The following is a 17,574-nucleotide window of genomic DNA, read 5'->3' as shown; positions in this document are numbered from 1 at the left end:
CACGAATGCTAGCCGCCGCTGTGCCAACACGCCTTCACCCTTTCGATCTTGCGCTGATCGTGGTCTACCTGATCGGCATTACGCTATTTGGGCTGCGCTTTCGAGGGAAGAAAGACGGCGATTCGCGTTCGCTGCGGAGCTACTTTCTTGCGGACAAGACGATTCCCTGGTGGGCGATCTCGCTGTCGATTGTTTCGGCGGAGACGAGCACGCTGACGATTATCAGCATTCCGGGCGTGGCGTTCGCGGGGGACTTTGGATTTTTGCAGATTGTGATTGGGTACATGATTGGCCGGGTGATGGTGGCGCTGATCTTTCTGCCGAAGTACTTTCGCGGCGAGATGCTGACGGCGTATCAACTGATCGATCAGAGGTTTGGACATACGCTGCACAAGGTGACAGCGGGGCTGTTTCTACTGACGCGGGCTGCGGCTGAGGGCGTAAGGGTGTTTGCGGTGAGCATTGTGGTGGGGATTGCGATTGGGACGAAGGATGTGTTGTCGATTGGAATCATCTCGGCGCTGACGCTGCTGTACACGTTTGAGGGCGGGATGGCGGCGGTGATATGGACGGATGTGGTGCAGATGGCGATCTACATCGGCGGGACGATGGTGGCGATTGCGACGCTGGGCACGCATGTTCCGGGGGGTTGGGGGCACATTCATGAGGTGGCCGCGAGAGCGGGGAAGTTTAAGCTGTTTCACTTTGCATTCAACCTGACGCAGAGTTATACGTTCTGGGCGGGTGTGCTGGGCGGGACGTTTTTGACGATGGCCTCGCATGGGACGGATCAGTTGATGGTGCAGCGGATGCTGGCGGCGAGGAATCTGCGAGAGTCGAGACTGGCGCTGCTGTCGAGTGGTGTGGTGATCTTTGTGCAGTTCACGTTGTTTCTGTTTATCGGTGCGGGGCTTTATGTTTTTTATGGACTGCATCCGATGGCGTTTGCTTCGGCGGATCGGATCTTTCCGACGTTCATTGTGCGGGAGATGCCGATTGGGATTGCGGGGCTGCTGGTGGCGGCGATTCTGGCGGCGGCGATGTCGAACTTGAGCGCGGCGTTGAATTCGCTTTCTTCGACGACGGTAGTGGATTTCTATATGCACTGGAGGCCGGAGGCGGATGGCCGGGAGCGAATGATGATCTCGCGTGCGAGCACGGTGATGTGGGCACTGGTGCTGTTTGCGGTGGCGGTGTACAGCATCTTTGCGGGCGGGAAGGGGCATGTAGTGGAGGTGGGTCTGTCGATCGCTTCGGTGGCGTATGGGGCGTTGCTTGGAGTGTTTCTGCTGGGAACGCTGACGCGGTATGCGACGCAGGCGGGGGCGATTGTGGGGATGGTGTGCGGGTTTGCGTTGAACCTCTTCATGTGGCTTAGTCCTGGAGTGATTCGGGTGGGGCCGGTGACGGTGCCGCATATCGCATTCACCTGGTATGTGCTGATTGGGGCGGTGGTGACGTTCGCGATTGGGACGTTGGCGAGCTTTGTGCTGCCGGGTGATCGAAGCGGAAGGAAGGTTGCGGCGGGAGTGGTTGCGGTGGTTGCGCTTGCGGTTCCGTTGCTGGCGCCAGCGCGGTGTGAGGCGGCTTCGCCTGCTGCGGGTGCGAGGGTGCAGGCTGAGGGTCAAAGGGAGGGGGATTTTAGTGGGGTTGCGACGCTGGTGAACCAGGCGATTGCGACGAAGAAGCTGCCGGGTGCGGTGGTGCTGGTTGGGCATGGTGGGAAGACGGTGTTTGAGCAGGCGTTTGGTAGCCGCGCGCTCGAGCCGGTGGTCGAACCGATGACCGAGGATACGGTGTTCGATATGGCTTCGCTGTCGAAGTGCCTGGTGACGGCGGTGGCGGTGATGCAGTTGTATGAGCAGCACAAGATTGGGTTCGATGATCCGGTGGCGAAGTATCTGCCTGAGTTTGGTGTGAATGGTAAGGGGAGCGTGACGATTCGGGAGCTGCTGACGCATTACTCGGGGTTGCCGCCGGATGTGGATCTGAAGGATGCGTGGGGGCTGGCTGCTCCGGATAGGGACGAGGGGATTCGGCGGGCGATGAGTGCGGGTCTGGATTCGACGCCGGGGACGCACTTTGTCTATTCGGACATCAACTTCATCACGCTGGGGGCTCTGGTGGAGAAGGTCAGCGGATTCCGGCTTGAGGAGTATGCGCAGCGGTTTATCTTTCAGCCTCTTGGCATGAACTCGACTCGCTATCTGAAGTTGTATGACTGCCGGAACAAGGATGGTGTGGACTCGCATGATCGGAACCGGCTGTGTGACGGAGGGTTCACCACGTGGACTGATTGGGTCGAAAACATTGCGCCGACGGAGTACGACGATCAGGGAACAAAGGAGACGAATCCGGACTTCGGGCGAATGCTGCGGGGGACGGTGCATGATCCTACGACGCGGCGGATGGGTGGAGTGGCGGGGCATGCGGGGGTGTTTTCTACGGCGGCCGATGTTGCTTTGTTTGCTCAGGCGCTGCTGGATCGGTTGGCGGGTCGGCCTAGTGACTTTCCGCTGACGCAGGCTACCTTGAAGCTGATGACGGAACCGCAGCAGCCTACTACGGCGGTGACGGATGCGACGGTGTTGACGCCGGACGGCAAGGTAACGAAGGGCGTTGCGACGCGGGGTTTTGGGTGGGATATCAACACGGCGTACTCGCGGCCTCGGGGCGAGGTGTTTCCGATTGGAAGCTTTGGGCATACGGGCTTTACGGGGACTTCTCTGTGGATGGATCCGGGGAGCGATACGTTTGTGGTGTTGCTGGCGAATGCGGTTCATCCGCGCGGTGGGGCTCCGATCTCGATGCTGCGTGGGCAGGTGGCTACGGCTGCGGCGCGAGCGCTTCATCTGGAACAGCAGGGTTCGGTGGCTGCCGGGGGCTCTGCGACGACTTTGACGGGGATTGATGTGCTGGAGGCGACGCACTTCGACGCTCTAGCGCTGGCGGCGAAGCGGCATGATGGACGGCTGCGGGTGGGTGTGCTGACGAATCAGAACGGGGTGGATCGCGAGGGACACCGCACGATCGACGTACTGATGCATAGTCTTCCTGAGGTGCAGGTGAAGACGCTGTTTACGCCGGAGCACGGCCTGTATGGGACGAAGGATACGACGAAGATCGGGAGTGAGGTGGATACGGCGACGCATCTGCCGGTCGTGAGTTTGTATGGGACGAAGGAGGAGCAGCGGCATCCGAGTGTTGAGTCGCTGAAAGATCTGGATGCGGTGGTGATCGATCTGCAGGATGCTGGGGTTCGGTTCTATACGTATGAGGCGGTGGTGGGGTATTTTCTGGAGACTGCTGCGAAGGCGCGCATCGAGATTATTGTGCTGGATCGTCCGAATCCGATTGGAGGAGTGACGGTGCAGGGGCCAGTGTCGGATGTTGGGGTAGAGTCGTACACGGACTATATGCCGCTGCCGGTGCGGCAGGGGATGACGTTGGGGGAGCTTGCGCGCTACTTCAACAAGGAGCGGCTGGTGCAGGCGGGTAGTTCGCCGAATGCGCGGGCGCCGATTCAGGCGCAGCTTACGGTGGTGCCGATGCAGGGCTGGGAGCGGAGTCAGTACTTCGGCGAGACGGGGCTGACGTGGATCAATCCGAGTCCGAATCTGCGCAGTGCAAGGGCGGCGGTTCTCTATCCGGGAATTGGGTTGGCGGAGATGACGAATATCTCGGTGGGGCGCGGGACGGAGACGCCGTTTGAGCAGATTGGGGCCGCTTATATCAATGGGCCTGAGTTGGCGGCGTACCTGACGGCGAGGAAGATTCCGGGGGTGACGGTTGCAGCTACGAGTTTTTTGGTCGCGGACGACGCGAATCATTATCCGTTTCATGGGAAGACGATTCCGGGGGTAACGTTTACGGTGACGGATCGGAGTGTGCTGGACGCGCCGGAGATGGGGATTGAGTTGATCAGCGCGTTGCACCATCTGTATCCGGAGTTTCAGTTGGCGAAGGCGAGCCTTCTGGTTGCGAATGTGGATACGATGCAGGCGCTGGCGAACGCCGACGATCCGCGAAAGATTGCGAAGGCATGGGAGGCGGATCTGACGAGCTTTAAGGCGCGGAGGGAGCGTTATCTGCTTTACCGATAGCGGATGTTGATACCACGAAGGATGTACTCCTCTCGCACCCTGGGGCGAAGATATTTATAGTTCGTTTACCTTCTTTACGTCACAATAGTGCATTGGTCTTTACGAGGGACCCGCCCCATGCCACGCATTAATTTTCAACAACAACTGGTTGCGCTCAAGGACAAGCTGCTTGCGATGGCGGCGTTGTCGCAGCAGGCGCTCTCGCTTTCGCTGGAGGCGTACCTGACGGGCGACCTGGGGCTATGCGATCACGTGAAAGAGATTGAAGCGGCGATCAATACGGCCGAACGTGATGTGGACGAGATGGCGTACGACCTGCTGGCGAAAGAGCAGCCGATGGCGATCGACCTGCGTTTTATTCTCTCGGTGATTAAGATCAACGGGGACCTGGAGAGGATTGGCGACCAGGCGACCAATATCGCCTCGCGGACGCAGTTTTTGTATGACTCGCCGAAGATCTCTCTGCCGATCGACATTCCCGATATGGGAGAGAAGGTGGGCGTGATGATCCGGCGGGCGATCCAGTCTCTGCTGGAGGCGGATGCGAAGCTGGCGGAGTCGGTGCTGGCGATGGACGACGAGATCGACGATATGAACCGCGATGTGCAGGCGGAGCTGGTGGAGGTGATGCAGCAGCATCCTGTGGTGAGCGGGCAGGCGCTGAATGCGATCATCATCTCGCGAAACCTGGAGCGTGCGGCAGACCACGCCACGAATATCGCGGAGGACGTGATCTTTTGGGTGCGGGGCTCGGATGTGCGGCACAAGCTTTCGCTAGTTGAGGCGGAGTAGCGTCTCGCTTAATGGGTTTGCGTGGCTGACGTCATGGAGTACGGACGGGCGGATGGCTCTGTTCCCCAGGTGACGTTGGGTTTTGATCCCATGATGAAGTGGAGTTCTCCTCCCTGCATGATCTCTTCGTGCCGCAGATAGCTGCGGTCGAGCGGCTTGCCGTTGAGAGTGATGCTGGAGACATAGGGGTTTTGTGGGGTCATGTGCTCGGCGGTGATGCGGAAGTGTCTGCCGTTGGGGAGGTTCAGCGTTGCCTCTTCTACGAATGGGCGGCCGATGACGTACTCGTTTGAGGCTGGAGCTACGGGGTAGAAACCGAGTGAGGTGAAGAGGAGCCATGCGGACATCTGGCCGAGGTCGTCGTTGCCTACGAGGCCGTCTGGGGCGGGACGGTACTGGGAGTCGACGATCTGCTGGAGCCGCTTCTGGGTGCGCCAGGGCTGGCCGGCGTAGTTGTAGAGATAGGCGAGATGGTGGCTGGGCTCGTTGCCGTGGATGTACTGGCCGATGAGGCCTCCGATGTCTTCGACGTCGGCGTATTGTCTGGGATCGACTTTGGCGTCGAACATAGCGTCGAGTTTTGCGACAAGTTGCTGGTCGCCTCTGAGGAGATGGATGAGGCCGGCTTCGTCCTGCGGCTGGTACCAGGAGTACTGCCAGGAGTTGCCTTCGGTGAAGCCGCTGTCGGCTCCTGCGCGGGCGGGATCGAAGGGTTCGCGGAAGGTACCGTCGGCTAGTTTGGGCTGGACGAAGCCGGTCTGCGGATTGAAGACGTTGCGCCAGTTTTCGGCTCGTTTGGCGAAGGTGGCGGCGATGTCTTTTTGGCCCATGCTGGCGGCCATTCGGGAGATGGTCCAGTCGTCGAAGGCGTACTCCATGGTCTTGGAGGCGGCTTCGCCGTCGTGATCTACGGGGACGTAGCCGAGCTTCATGTACTCGCCGAGATTGCCGTAGGGGGCGTAGGTGGCGCTGGCGACCATGGCGTCGAGAGCTTGTTTGGCGTCGAAACCGTGGATGCCCTTCATGTAGGCGTCGGCGATCTCGGGGACGGCGTGGTAGCCGATCATGCACCAGGTTTCGATGCCCTGGAACTGCCAGATGGGGAGGATGCCGAAGGGGCTTTCTTTTTGCGATTCGATGAGGGAGCGGACTACGTCGACGGTGCGGCTCTCGGGTTCGATAAGGGTCATGAGGGGCTGCTCGGCGCGGTAGGTGTCCCAGAGGGAGAAGCTGGAGACGAAGTGGAAGCCGTCGGCTTTGTGGACCTGGTTGTCGGGACCGCGATAGCTGCCGTCCACGTCCATAGAGATGCTGGGGGCGAGGAGGGTGTGGTAGAGCGCGGTGTAGAGGTTCTTCCGCATGTCGGGTGTGGCGTGGATGTCGATAGCGGCGAGGGCGCGTTCCCAGGAGGCGCGGGCAGCGGCGTGGATCTGGTCGAAGTCGAAGGTGGGGGCTTCGGCGTCCATGTTGGCGATGGCGTTGTCTTCGCTGGTGGGCGAGAGGGCTACTTTGACGATGAGAGGCTGGCTGGTGGTTGCGAAGTCGAAGACGGCGACGAGGCCTCGGCCTTCGATGGACTGTTTGTCCTGCGAGCCGGTGCCGGGCGTGGCGAAGCCGTGATATTCGACGGGAGGCTCGCGGTCGTAGAGGGAGTGGCTGGCGAGCGGCTGGGAGAAGCGCATGGCGAAGTAAAGCTGACGTCCGGGTGCCCAGCCTCGGGTTTCGCGCATGCCGGTGATGGTGCCGTCGGGACGGATGCGGATGCGCGACCAGAGGACTTTGCCCTCGTAGTTGTAGATGGAGGAGCGGAGGTCCATGAGGACGTGTTCGAGCTGGCCGGTGGGGAAGGTGTAGCGGTGGACGCCGACGCGTGGGGTGGCAGTGAGTTCGGCACGGATGTTGTAGTCGTCGAGAGTCACGGCATAGTAGCCGGGATGGGCTGTTTCAGTCTTGTGGGTGAAGCGCGAGCGGTAGCCGGAGTTGGGGTGATCGATGTCGCCGGGGTCGAGACGGACCTCTCCGGAGATGGGCTGGAGGAGCATGTCGCCGAGGTCGGAGTGGCCTGCGCCGGAGAAGTGGGTGTGGGAGAAGCCGAGGATGGTGGTGTCTTCGTAGCGGTAGCCTGCGGCCCACTTGTAGCTCTGCTTGAAGTGGCGGATCTGGGTGTCGGGACTGAGCTGGACCATTCCGAAGGGAACGGTTGCGCCGGGGAAGGTGTGGCCGTCGGGACCGGTCCCGATGAGTGGGTCGACAGCTTCGTAGGGGGTGGAGGCTTTGTCGGTCTGGCTATTTGTCTGGTTATTCGCTTGGGCGTAGGTTGGCGAGCAGATGGAGAGTGCTGTGGTGAGCAGAGTGGCCGCGATGCAGAGGGGCAGGGGTAGTTGTTTCCGGTTGTTTGGGAGATGCTTCGACAAGATACTTTCCATCTGCGGGCGTTATCCTCTATCACTCTCGATTCGCTATAGCGACGATAAATCAGATTCGATGAGTTGAGAGCACGCTCTTCCGAGGGTCACAGGCAAGTGGAGGCGTGAGGCCACCTTGACGGCTGTGGCCAGCGGAACTAACCTTGAGGTATGGCGTTTGGGATTACGGACTTTGCCGCTTGTTGTACGTGTCGTCGTGACTGTGCGCGCCGTTGTCTTTGCCTGGGTAACAGACCCATTGAGTAAGTTGTAAGTCTCAAGCAAAGCAATCAGCGCCCACTTACCGAGTGGGCTTTTCTGTCTCCGCCGTAATCAGATCGGTTACCTCACCATCGAAGGACAATCAGCATGAGCACTCCCGCCGTACCTGTAGTGAAAGAGACCAAAGCACAGAAGGCCGAGCGCTTGAAGCTGGCGAAGAATCCGTGGGAGGCTTGGGATGAGGTCCGCCAGTTCGCCAAAGAGGGCCGGGAGTCGGTGCTGCCGGAGTGGGCGGGGATGTACTTCAAGTGGTGGGGCGTCTACACGCAGGGCGATGGGATTGGCGCGACCGGCGGAGTGGGCGGCGAGGGTAAGGCCACAGAGTACTTCATGATGCGTATCGGGCTGCCGAACGGCATTCTGACGAGCGCCCAGCTTCGCGTGATCGGAGAGCTGACGAAGAAGTATGCGCGGAATCTTGCAGACATTACGACGCGGCAGAACATCCAGCTGCACTGGCTGACGATCCAGGCTCTGCCGGAGGTGGTGGATGCGCTGACCGCAGTGGGCTTGAGCCCGAAGGGAGCCTGCGGCGATGTGGTTCGCAATGTGACGGGATGCCCGCTGGCGGGACTCGATGGACATGAGCTTATCGACGCGTCGCCACTGGCGGTGGAGATCGCTCACAAGCTGACCGCGAATCCTGAGTTTTATAATCTGCCGCGAAAGTTCAAGATTTCAGTAACGGGATGCCCGTTGTGGTGCTCGTACCCGGAGATCAACGATGTGGCGCTCACTGCGATCAAGCGTACAGTCGCCGGAGGAGAAGAGATTGGTTATACGCTGCGGGTTGGGGGCGGGCTTTCGACGGAGCCTCATCTGGCAGTGCGGATTCCTGCGTTCATCAAGCAGGATGAGGCGTATGCGGTCGTCCATGCGACGGCGGAGATATTCCGTGAGCAGCAGGAGCTTCGCGAGAACCGCACGCGGGCGCGCATCAAGTACTTGTTTATGAGGCATGGCTGGACGGCGGAGTCGTTCCTGGAAGCATTAGAGGTCAAGCTTGGTTACAAATTGGATCCTAGCCCGAGTTCGGAAGATGTTGTTCCCGATGACGTCTATCGCGATCACATTGGAGTGACGCCGCAGCGTCAGCCTGGGCTGTCTTCGGTGGGTGCGAGTGTGCTTCGCGGGAGGCTCTCCGGCGATCAGCTTGTGCAACTGGCGGAGCTTGCCGAGAAGTATGGCAATGGCGAGTTGCGCACGACGATCATGCAGAACATCATTATCGTCAATGTGCCGAATCGAGAGACGGCGGCGCTTGAGCTTGAGTTGAATAGCATGGAGCTGAGGGTTGAGGTTTCGACGTTCTGGCGTGGCGCTATCGCATGCACGGGAACCGAGTTCTGCAAGCTGGCGATCGCCGAGACGAAGGCCTTCTCGAAGTGGCTGGTGAGTGAGATGGAGGAGCGTCTGCCTGGCTTCGATCAGCAGATCAAGCTGCATGTGACGGGATGCACGAATAGCTGCGGACAACACTGGATCGCCGATATCGGACTTGAGGGCAAGAAGATCAAGAAGGACGGGCAGTCGGTGGATGCGTTTTATTTTTGCGTTGGCGGAGCGGTGGGCAAGTTTGCCCGGACGGCACGACCGTTAGGCTTTCGTGCGGCTGCGGATGAGGTTCCAGATGCAATTGAACGCTTGCTGCGCGGCTATATTGCGGTGCGGCAGCCTGATGAGGATCTTCGTGCGTACTTTGCGCGTACGGACGACGACAGCCTGCGGGCTCAGCTTGCGGGTACGGTTGTGGACCCGGTGGAACGCGATGCTCCGCCGGTCGGCGCGGGCCGGCATGCGCCGGGAGAGTAGTTTTATCTGATGGATCTGTTTCCTATTTTTTTGAAGATCGCTGCACGGCCATGCGTAGTGATTGGTGGCGGCAATCTTGCCGAGTCGAAGATCGAAGCGCTGCAGGCGGCTCACGCACGGGTGACGGTAATTGCGCCCGAGGCGCGGCCTCGTATTGTCGAGCTGGTTGAGGCTGGCGAGATTGAGTGGAAGCGACGCGTGTACGCCGAGGGTGATCTGACGGGAAACTTTCTGGTCGTCGCCGCAACGGATGATCCCACTGTAAACCGTGCGGTGTTTCAGGAGGCGGCGGAGAAGAACATCATCTGCAATGCTGTCGACGATCCACCGTTCTGCGACTTCTACTTCCCTTCCGTGGTGAGGCGTGGCGATCTGCAGATTGCGATCTCGACCTCCGGGGCAAGTCCGGCACTGGCACAGAGGCTGCGCAAGGAGATCAACGCTCAGCTTCCGCTCGATCTGGGAGACTGGTTGACGGACCTGGGGAATCTTCGACGCGAGGTGACGCAGATGGAGCCGTTGAACGAGGAGCGGAAGTGGCTGCTCCACGAGCTTGCACAGCGTGAGGTCTGCGGATATGACGGCTGTCCTTCGCGCGTGCTAGCGCGGCAGCACGCCCTGACGAATCCTCTGCCTGTGAAGATAAGTCCTTTGCGCGAGGAGACAGATCCAGCGCGTGGGAAGAAGTCATGAGGGCCGGGGCACAACCTGGCGTGGTGTATCTGGCGGGAGCAGGACCGGGCGATCCCGAGCTGCTTACGCTTCGCGTGCTGCGTCTGCTTGAGACCGCGGACGTGATTCTGCCGGACGATCTGGTTTCGGAAGAGATTCTTGCGATGGCGAATGCGAAGGCGGAGATTACGCCAGTGGGCAAACGCTGCGGGCAGCCGCGTATTACGCAGGCTGAGATTCATGTGTTGATGATCGAAGCAGCACACGCGGGCAAGTCGGTGCTTCGATTAAAGTCGGGCGATCCGCTTATCTTCGGCAGGGCCGGGGAGGAGATCGCTGCGCTGCGGGCGGAGAGTATTCCATTTGAGATTGTTCCTGGGATCACGACGGCGTTCGCTGCGGCTGCTCTGCTGAAGACACCGCTGACGGATCGTGCTTCGGCTTCGAAGCTGGTTCTGGCTACTGCGCATCATGCGGCGGGAAAGCTGGAGATGACTCCGAAGTGGGCTGGAGCACTGCCTGAGGACGCGACCCTTGTGATTTATATGCCGGGTCGCAATTTTCGCGCGCTGGCGAACGATCTGATCGCCTCTGGTGTCTCGTCGACTACGCCGTGCGTGGCGGTGAGTAAGGCTACGACACGAGAGGAGCACGTGCATGCCAGCACGCTGGGAGAGCTCGACGATACTGCGATTGGACCGGCTCCGGTGATCCTTCTGATCGGCCACGCGATTCAGGTAGCGAGTTAGATCGATAGGGCCGAGGGCGGCTATGCCTTGAAGGCGTACCTTCCCCTGGCTGCTATTCCTGCAAGACCGGTCAACATGAAGACGAAGCTGCTGGGCTCTGGAACCACGGGTGGTGGCGGAGGAGGCGGGGGTGGTGGCGGAAAGGCGCCGCCGCCGATGTTGCCGAAGCCTGGGGCGTAGACGGGAGCTCCGATGTTGGACGAGCCGGTGTTGCCGGTGAAGGGCATGGGAGGAGGAGTGTCCTCGGCGATGAGGTCTCCGATGGGCGCGGGCAGAAGATCCACGCCGTCGTTCGGATGATCGCCTGGAGCCTCTTCGGCGATGACTGGTGCATCCGCTACGCTCTCGGGCAGAACGCCACAGGCGAGTTCGACGCGACGCAAGGTTTCATGGCGTGTCATAGCGGGACCGCGCTTGACAGGGACGAGTCTGGGCTGTGCGGGCTTGGTGTAGGCGATGAGCCTTTGCTTGGCGCGACGCTTTGCGGCTGCGATGCGCTGGAGGCTGCGCGTGTGAGCGAGCTCGCTTCGATAGGCTACGAACCATCGTTCGCAGTCGGTGGAGGCGCTGACGCACGTAACCGATGCACTAACAAAGATCGTGAGTATGAGTAGATACATCAAGCGACGCATTCGTTCCCCTTCGTAAAACTCGTCTGCACGGACGAATGCAACTGACAATGCAATTACGGAGCCAAACGGAAATCACAACAGACTGCGAAATATTGCAGTATTTGGCAGAATGGTTTCACAGTTGGTACTAATTTATCCCTCAGTAGGAAAAAATTTCGTACTTTTCAAGCTGGTGTCTCTGGATCATAAAGCCTCCTGAGCGCGTTTTACCAGCGTTTCTTATGAATTTTGCTTTTCGAATGTGCAAGGTAGGATGGAAAACCCATCACCGAAAGATCTTGCGACGTCGCAAGATTTGGCATATTTGCGGTGTCCGGGCTGCGCCCCTGATCTACGACACGTCTGATGAGTGCAGGCGACCACAACATTTCCGTGAAGATCGCGTTGAATAGATCAGGGTTCGGTTGCATCCAATGGATAGGAACCCGGCACAGCCACTGACGCCAGACGGCGTACTGGGCTTCTGCACAGGAGACGGAAATGCGCTTTCTACGATATCTCGCACTGCTAAGTATTCTGATTCTTCCAGCCGCTGCCTACTCCCATGCCCAGGTATCGGTTGGGATCGGGGTTGGTGGTCCGGGCTATGACGGCTATGCCTATGGTCCTCCAGCTTGCTCTTACGGCTACTACAACTACTATCCTTACGCCTGCGCTCCTTATGGGTACTACGGACCTTCCTGGTTCAATGGCGGCTTCTTCATCGGAGCTGGCCCGTGGTTCCGTGGCGGCTATGGCTACGGCTACCGCGGAGTCTATGGATACCGGGGCGGCTACGGCTATCGTGGCGGCTACGGCGGTGGATATAGAGGCGGCTACGGTGGCGGATATCGTGGTGGCTACGGTGGTCGCGCGGTTGGTGGTGGAGGATACCGCGGTGGTGGCGGCGGCGGCGGATTCCACGGCGGCGGCGGTGGTGGTGGCTTCCACGGCGGTGGCGGCGGTCACGGCGGCGGCGGTGGCGGACACCGGTAATACTTCCGGCGTTTGATTCAAAGAGCGGCTGTGGGCATGGTGCCCGCAGCCGCTCTTTTTTGTGTAACGAAGTAACTTGTTTGCCTGCTTTTTTGTCTTCCTTGTCTTTCTTGTCTTCTAGGATAAGCGGCTCTCGGCTTCCTTGGTGGCCTCGTAGATCTGGTCGAAAGATTCGACGGCGTAGAGGACGGACTGCATCTCGCTGGTCTGGAACTCCTGGTCGAGGACGGCATCGAGGTTGAAGTCTTTGATCTCGCAGCCTCCGGCGAGGACGCGGGTACACTCTCCGTGGGAGGAGACGAGGCCGCTGCCGTAGACCTTGATGCCGCCGTCCTGACGGATGAGGCCGAACTCGACGGTGAACCAGAAGAGGCGGCCCATGCGCTCGAGGGCTTCGGGGTCGGTGAGGCGGGCGCAGATCTTGCCGTAGTTTTCGAGGAAGTCGGCGAAGACGGGGTGGGCGTGCATGGGAACGTGGCCGAAGACGTCGTGGAAGATGTCAGGTTCGGGGGTGTATTCCATGGAGTCGCGGGAGCGGAGCCAGGTGGTGGTGGGGAACATGCGGGCGGCGAGCATCTCGAAGAAGGCGTCGGCGGGGAGGAAGCCGCTGACCGGAGTGGACTGCCAGCCGGTGCGGGGCTGGAGGAGTGCGCTGACTTCGATGAGGTTCGGGAGCTTGTCTTCGCGGAGGCCGATCTGGTGGAAGCCGTCGAGGTAGGCCTGGCAGGCGTGTTCGCGGAGCTGGGGCATGCGGCGGCTGACGAGTTCAGCCCAGATGGCGTGCTGTTCGGGGGTGTAGTTGGCCCAGGTTTGTTCGATCAAATATGGTGCGGCGACTTGCAGTTTACCCTGTGCCAAATTCAGCGTTGATGCTGCGATTCCCATTGTTCCCCCGCTGGCTTGTGAGCCTGCAAAAGCATACATCCTTGACGGTACCGTTGTGTACGAGTTCGGGGTACCCCCCTCACCCCGCTGCACTTCTTATGTTGGTTATTTTGTTGCACTTACGAAGACCAATCTTTGTAAAATCGTCATTCTGCGTGGGTTAGAAGCAAATTCGTCTTATCAAAGGGTATATGGGTCGTGGTCGTTTTTGATGTTGTGAAAGTCCTCCTATTTAAAGCATAGCGGCTGGGTGGGGGTGGTACGTCACGGGTATGTTGTTGTTGAGTATGGGTTTAGATGGGTTGGGGCTTGACATACTTTGCTTGGGTTTGACAGATGGCAACAGCAGATTCCTCCGCTGCGCTGCGGAATGACAAATGAGAGGGTAACGGCTGGACAACGACTGGTGAGTGACAGCCAGCCGGAACAATGACAACAGCAAGGACAACGGCTGGCGGGGAAGAGGTGTACTTTCCCACCTTAGCGACGATGAGGCCGTCGCGAAGATGGGGCACCCTTTGATTTGTGGTGGGGATGGGAGAACGATTTACGGTCGGAATGGAAGACGATTTGTGGCGGGGATGGAAGGACGATTTTGTGGTGCGGATGGGGGCGATTTTATGGTGGATGGAGGTTGATTAGGCGGGCTGGGCGGATTACATCTTGGCGCGGAGGGGTTGGGAGGGTTCGGTGGGCGGGGTCTGAGGCGTCGGGGGGGCGGTGGGATCGTCTACGAGGTACTTCTTCAGTAGCTCATGGTGGAGGCAGTAGAGCGCGAGTTCGAGACGGTCGGAGACGCCGAGTTTGTCGTAGACCTTGCGGAGGTAGTTCTTGATGACCTGTTCGGTGGTGCCGATCTGGTAGGCGATCTCTTTGTTGCGCATGCCGCGGGTGATGCAGCTGATGATGGCCAGCTCTTTTTTTGAGAGCTTGGGCTGGACCTTGGGGTCAGTGAGGCTGGTGGCCTGGGAGCGGTAGGCGTCGATGACCCAGCTGATGGACTGGTTGTCGATCCAGGTCTCGCCTTCGGCGATCTTGCGGACGCACTTGACCAGAAGGTCGGGCGAGATGGAACGGGGCACAACGCCGCGAACGCCACGGCGGTATAGCTCGACGGTGTTGGACTCGTCGGTCTCGGTGACCTGAACGATGAGTTTGGCGTTGGGGGCCTGGCGGACGAGCTCGGGGATGGCGTCGATGGTGCCGGAGATGAGCTGGCCTTCGAGGAGGACGACGTCGGTGGGGTAGCGCTGGAGTGCGGCGTAGAGGTTGGTAAGGGTCTCGACCTGGGCGATGACGCGAATGTCGTCTTCGAGGGCGAAGACCTTCTTCATGCCTACGCGATAGATGGCTTGCGAGTCGGCGAGGATGACACGAATGCCTGGCCCTGCCTGTTCTTCTGGAGCGTCTTCGTTCACCCGGGTTGGATCAATATTTACAACCGTCATAAATCATGCCTTTAGAAAATATTCGTCGATCACGGCAGCGGCTTTCTTTTCGCCATTTACCAGATAGTGGCGGACAACACGGCCGATACAGTGGATGGTCACGTCGGAGGGAGCTCCCATCACCGCTGCCGGCATAGCGATGGTGAATTCGATCCTTGCATCCACATCGGGGAGACTATCACTGATGAAGAGGAGCCCGTTGGCTGATATGTTTTCTGTAACTGCCTGAATTTCACCGTCTTCCGTTTGAACCTTAATAGCAAGTCTCATAGGAAAACGTACGGCAGTACGAACTGGATTCTCTCCAGTCGGCTTTTGCCACTGACCCACAAGTCCTTCTTTGGATTGCTGTTTTTCAAACATAGTCGGCGACGCTCCGTAACATACAGGAGTCTACCGCACTGTGAGGAGTTGCGAATATTTTTCTGGAGGGGATGTCAGGCAGGTGACATAAGGGCTGCGGAGCTTCCAACCCACTGCTGGTCGCGGTTATGATCGACACCCATCATAAGGCCTCGGCCAAGGCGGACGAGGGCGATGGCGGGTTGGAGGGTGCCGCCGTCGGGCCAGAGATACATGATGCGGATCTCGGCCTGGGTGGGGCCGTGGGGAGTTTCGATGACGGGGGCGAAGGAGACGCGCTGCTGGAGGAGGTAGAGGTGGCGGTCGGCGGCGGGGATGGCGGCGAGGTCGGCGTCGGTGGGGGCGAAGTGGATGCCCTTGCCGGCGAAGGAGTAGAGGGGTTTGAGCAGGAGCTGGCTGCGGTCTTCGGGGAGGCCGGCGAGGTTTCGTTTGGCGAACCAGTCGTCGAGGAAGACGGCTTTGGGGACGGAGGGGTGATTGAGATAGGGGAGGGAGAACTTGCTGATGCGGAAGTACCAGTTGGGATGGCCGGCCCACTCGACTTCGAGCGGATCGCGGTAGTCGAAGGGGAACTGGATGTTTTTGCGCTGGAGCTCGTCGACGATGGTGCGGTTGTAGATGCGATAGATAGGGACTTCGCGACCGTTACGGAGGTAGAAGAGGCGGTTGCCGCGTTTGATGAGCTGGGTGATGTCAACGGTGGCGATGCCGAGCTTGTCTTCGTAGATGTGGAAGTCGGGGAGGGTCTTCTGGTGGGTGGGGTCGATCTCGAGGAGAACTACGTTTTCGGGAGCGTGGTGGTTGAGGACGACTTTGGCGAGGAGCTGCCAGTAGGTTTCTTCCGTGAGGCCGCCGAGATGCCAGGTGAGCGCGGGATCGAGGTTGAAGGAGGCGATGTACTGGCGGGCGAGGATGTCCTGGTAGCCGAAGACGGTGGGGAAGGCCTGGAGTTCGACGAGCTTTGGGCTGAGCGAGCCGTCGGGGTTGCGGACGAGGCCGAAGTCTACGGTCATGAAGTTGGGCTGGGGATTTTCGTTGGCGGCGTTGAACTGCGGAGGGAGGGTTCGGTTGGAGTCTTCGAGGTAGGCGGGGTTGTCGAGGAGTTGGTGGGTGAGGGCGGTGCCGGTGTCGCTGAGTTCTTTGAGGAGGGATGGGGGGAAGAAGCAGGGGGTTTCGGCTACGCGGATGTCCACGGTGGTGCGGGTGAGGGTGTTGAGGCGGGCGAGGAGGTCGGCGTAAGCGGCGGGGGTGAAGCGGGCGTTGAAGTCGCTGCGGAAGGGTTGGAGCATGCGAGCTAGTTTAGCTGGTGGTGTCTCCGGGCGTGCTGGGATTTCTGCGCTTATATTTGTTGGTTGCCCATGCCCCTTGGCGGGGCATGGGTGTGGGTTGGGTTATGGGGCTGGGTGGGCTTCGAGGAAAACGTTGATCTCGGCGTACTCGGCGTCGGTGAGGCGGAAGGTGATGGCTGGGATGACGCCTTCGACCTGCTTGGCGTTGCGTCCGCCTACGATGGCTGCGGTGATGGCTGGGTTGTGGAGCGTCCAGGCGATGGCTACCACTCCGGCGTTGACGTTGTGGCGGGTGCCGATCTCTTTGAGGTGGTCGGCTATGGCGAGGTTGCGGGAGAGGTAAGGCTCTTGATAGTTCTTGGCGCGGCTGCGGAAGTCGTTCGCGGGGAAGGCGGCGACGCGCTCTTTGGACATGGCTCCGGTGAGCAGGCCGGAGTGCATGGGGGCGTAGTTGATGGTGCCGATGTTGTGCTTGAGGGTGAAGGGGAGGATCTCGGCTTCGACGGCGCGGTTGAGCATGGAGTAGGGCGGCTGGTTGGAGGTGATGGGAGCGATCTTGATGGCGCGCTCCATCTGTGCGGGGCTGAAGTTGGAGACGCCGATGTAGCGGACCTTGCCCTGCTTCTGCAGGTCGGCCATGACGGTCCAGGCCTCTTCGAGCTCTTCGTCGGGCTTGGGCCAGTGGACTTGATAGAGGTCGATGGTTTCGACCTGGAGGCGGCGGAGGCTGTCTTCGACTTCGCGGCGAATCTGCTTGAGGGAGTTGGTGATATCGCGCTTGCCTTCGGCGTCTCTTTCGCCCCAGACCATGCCGCACTTGGTGAAGATGTAGGGTTTGTGCGAGGTGGTTTTGAGGGCACGGGCTACGACCTCTTCGGAGTGGCCGAGGCCGTAGACAGCAGCAGTGTCGATCCAGTTGATGCCGAGGTCGAGGGCTTTGTGGATGGCGGCGATGGAGTCGTTGTCGTCCTGGTCGCCCCAGGCGAAGGCCCAGTCGCCGCCGCCGATGGCCCATGCGCCGAAGCCGATGGGGGATAGATGTAAGTCTGAGTTGCCTAACTGTTTCTTATTCATAGTTTGATTAGACGTTGGATGTTGGGTTGAGGCCGCAATGGGAGATTAAAGTTGCGGCGGTGCTTGGGGAAGGCGAACAGCGGATTCCCTTCG

General features: G+C 59.8%; 13 protein-coding genes. 6 read left to right on the top strand and 7 right to left on the bottom strand.

Features of this window, described 5'->3' with window-relative positions; translation table 11 throughout:
- The first annotated feature begins 20 nt into the window (after positions 1-20).
- Positions 21-4,103 (top strand): sodium/solute symporter, encoded by a 4,083-nt coding sequence (locus tag GSQ82_RS12490; protein WP_371417201.1) that lies wholly within the window; start codon positions 21-23, stop codon positions 4,101-4,103.
- 117 nt (positions 4,104-4,220) lie between these two features.
- Positions 4,221-4,895, top strand: coding sequence for a phosphate signaling complex protein PhoU (gene phoU, locus GSQ82_RS12485; RefSeq protein ID WP_158792598.1), 675 nt, complete (start codon positions 4,221-4,223; stop codon positions 4,893-4,895).
- An 8-nt stretch (positions 4,896-4,903) separates the two neighbouring features.
- On the opposite strand, the gene GSQ82_RS12480 is transcribed toward phoU, so the two are convergent.
- Positions 4,904-7,309, bottom strand: coding sequence for a GH92 family glycosyl hydrolase (locus GSQ82_RS12480; RefSeq protein WP_254061611.1), 2,406 nt, complete (start codon positions 7,307-7,309; stop codon positions 4,904-4,906).
- Positions 7,310-7,669: 360 nt separating this feature from the next.
- Between GSQ82_RS12480 and GSQ82_RS12475 the strand changes: the two genes are divergently transcribed.
- The 3 genes from GSQ82_RS12475 to cobA are packed head-to-tail and all read left to right on the top strand — an operon-like array spanning position 7,670 to position 10,815.
- Positions 7,670-9,394: a nitrite/sulfite reductase gene (locus tag GSQ82_RS12475; protein ID WP_158792596.1), complete on the top strand. Its 1,725-nt coding sequence runs from the start codon at positions 7,670-7,672 to the stop codon at positions 9,392-9,394.
- Between the two features lie 9 nt (positions 9,395-9,403).
- The gene (locus tag GSQ82_RS12470) at positions 9,404-10,087 is read left to right on the top strand and encodes a bifunctional precorrin-2 dehydrogenase/sirohydrochlorin ferrochelatase (RefSeq protein ID WP_158792595.1); all 684 of its coding nucleotides are present in this window, start codon (positions 9,404-9,406) and stop codon (positions 10,085-10,087) included.
- On the top strand, positions 10,084-10,815 hold the full coding sequence (cobA, locus tag GSQ82_RS12465) for a uroporphyrinogen-III C-methyltransferase (RefSeq protein ID WP_158792594.1): 732 nt from the start codon (positions 10,084-10,086) through the stop codon (positions 10,813-10,815). Before GSQ82_RS12470 ends, cobA begins: the two co-directional genes overlap by 4 nt.
- A 20-nt stretch (positions 10,816-10,835) precedes the next feature.
- Here the strand turns inward: cobA and GSQ82_RS12460 are convergent, their stop codons facing one another.
- A complete protein-coding gene (locus GSQ82_RS12460; RefSeq protein ID WP_158792593.1) occupies positions 10,836-11,447 on the bottom strand; it encodes a hypothetical protein in 612 nt (203 codons plus the stop codon).
- 586 nt (positions 11,448-12,033) lie between these two features.
- On the opposite strand from GSQ82_RS12460, the gene GSQ82_RS24545 reads away from it, so the two are divergent.
- Positions 12,034-12,438: a hypothetical protein gene (locus GSQ82_RS24545; protein ID WP_216847078.1), complete on the top strand. Its 405-nt coding sequence runs from the start codon at positions 12,034-12,036 to the stop codon at positions 12,436-12,438.
- A 101-nt stretch (positions 12,439-12,539) separates the two neighbouring features.
- Here the strand turns inward: GSQ82_RS24545 and GSQ82_RS12455 are convergent, their stop codons facing one another.
- The 5 genes from GSQ82_RS12455 to GSQ82_RS12435 all read right to left on the bottom strand — a co-directional run bounded on the left by GSQ82_RS12455 (position 12,540) and on the right by GSQ82_RS12435 (position 17,481).
- The gene (locus tag GSQ82_RS12455) at positions 12,540-13,307 is read right to left on the bottom strand and encodes a phenylalanine 4-monooxygenase (protein WP_158792592.1); all 768 of its coding nucleotides are present in this window, start codon (positions 13,305-13,307) and stop codon (positions 12,540-12,542) included.
- Positions 13,308-13,963: 656 nt separating this feature from the next.
- Positions 13,964-14,755 (bottom strand): response regulator transcription factor, encoded by a 792-nt coding sequence (locus tag GSQ82_RS12450; RefSeq protein WP_158792591.1) that lies wholly within the window; start codon positions 14,753-14,755, stop codon positions 13,964-13,966.
- 3 nt (positions 14,756-14,758) lie between these two features.
- Entirely contained in the window at positions 14,759-15,118 is a 360-nt protein-coding gene (locus GSQ82_RS12445) for a PilZ domain-containing protein (RefSeq protein WP_158792590.1), read from the bottom strand.
- Positions 15,119-15,192: 74 nt separating this feature from the next.
- Positions 15,193-16,407, bottom strand: coding sequence for a hypothetical protein (locus tag GSQ82_RS12440; RefSeq protein ID WP_158792589.1), 1,215 nt, complete (start codon positions 16,405-16,407; stop codon positions 15,193-15,195).
- 102 nt (positions 16,408-16,509) lie between these two features.
- Complete coding sequence (locus GSQ82_RS12435) at positions 16,510-17,481, bottom strand: aldo/keto reductase (protein ID WP_158792588.1); 972 nt, start codon at positions 17,479-17,481, stop codon at positions 16,510-16,512.
- Positions 17,482-17,574: the final 93 nt, after the last annotated feature.

The sequence above is a fragment of the Granulicella sp. L60 genome, from assembly GCF_009765825.1.
Lineage (GTDB): Bacteria > Acidobacteriota > Terriglobia > Terriglobales > Acidobacteriaceae > Edaphobacter.
This window is presented reverse-complemented; position numbering and strand designations above follow the sequence as displayed.

Bases quoted from the DNA above. Each gene is read 5' to 3' on its own strand.
- phoU (WP_158792598.1), top strand. From the start codon at position 4,221: ATGCCACGCATTAATTTTCAACAACAACTGGTTGCGCTCAAGGACAAG.
- GSQ82_RS12475 (WP_158792596.1), top strand. From the start codon at position 7,670: ATGAGCACTCCCGCCGTACCTGTAGTGAAAGAGACCAAAGCACAGAAG.
- GSQ82_RS12470 (WP_158792595.1), top strand. From the start codon at position 9,404: ATGGATCTGTTTCCTATTTTTTTGAAGATCGCTGCACGGCCATGCGTA.
- cobA (WP_158792594.1), top strand. From the start codon at position 10,084: ATGAGGGCCGGGGCACAACCTGGCGTGGTGTATCTGGCGGGAGCAGGA.
- GSQ82_RS12460 (WP_158792593.1), bottom strand. From the start codon at position 11,447: ATGCGTCGCTTGATGTATCTACTCATACTCACGATCTTTGTTAGTGCA.
- GSQ82_RS24545 (WP_216847078.1), top strand. From the start codon at position 12,034: ATGACGGCTATGCCTATGGTCCTCCAGCTTGCTCTTACGGCTACTACA.
- GSQ82_RS12455 (WP_158792592.1), bottom strand. From the start codon at position 13,307: ATGGGAATCGCAGCATCAACGCTGAATTTGGCACAGGGTAAACTGCAA.
- GSQ82_RS12450 (WP_158792591.1), bottom strand. From the start codon at position 14,755: ATGACGGTTGTAAATATTGATCCAACCCGGGTGAACGAAGACGCTCCA.
- GSQ82_RS12445 (WP_158792590.1), bottom strand. From the start codon at position 15,118: ATGTTTGAAAAACAGCAATCCAAAGAAGGACTTGTGGGTCAGTGGCAA.
- GSQ82_RS12440 (WP_158792589.1), bottom strand. From the start codon at position 16,407: ATGCTCCAACCCTTCCGCAGCGACTTCAACGCCCGCTTCACCCCCGCC.
- GSQ82_RS12435 (WP_158792588.1), bottom strand. From the start codon at position 17,481: ATGAATAAGAAACAGTTAGGCAACTCAGACTTACATCTATCCCCCATC.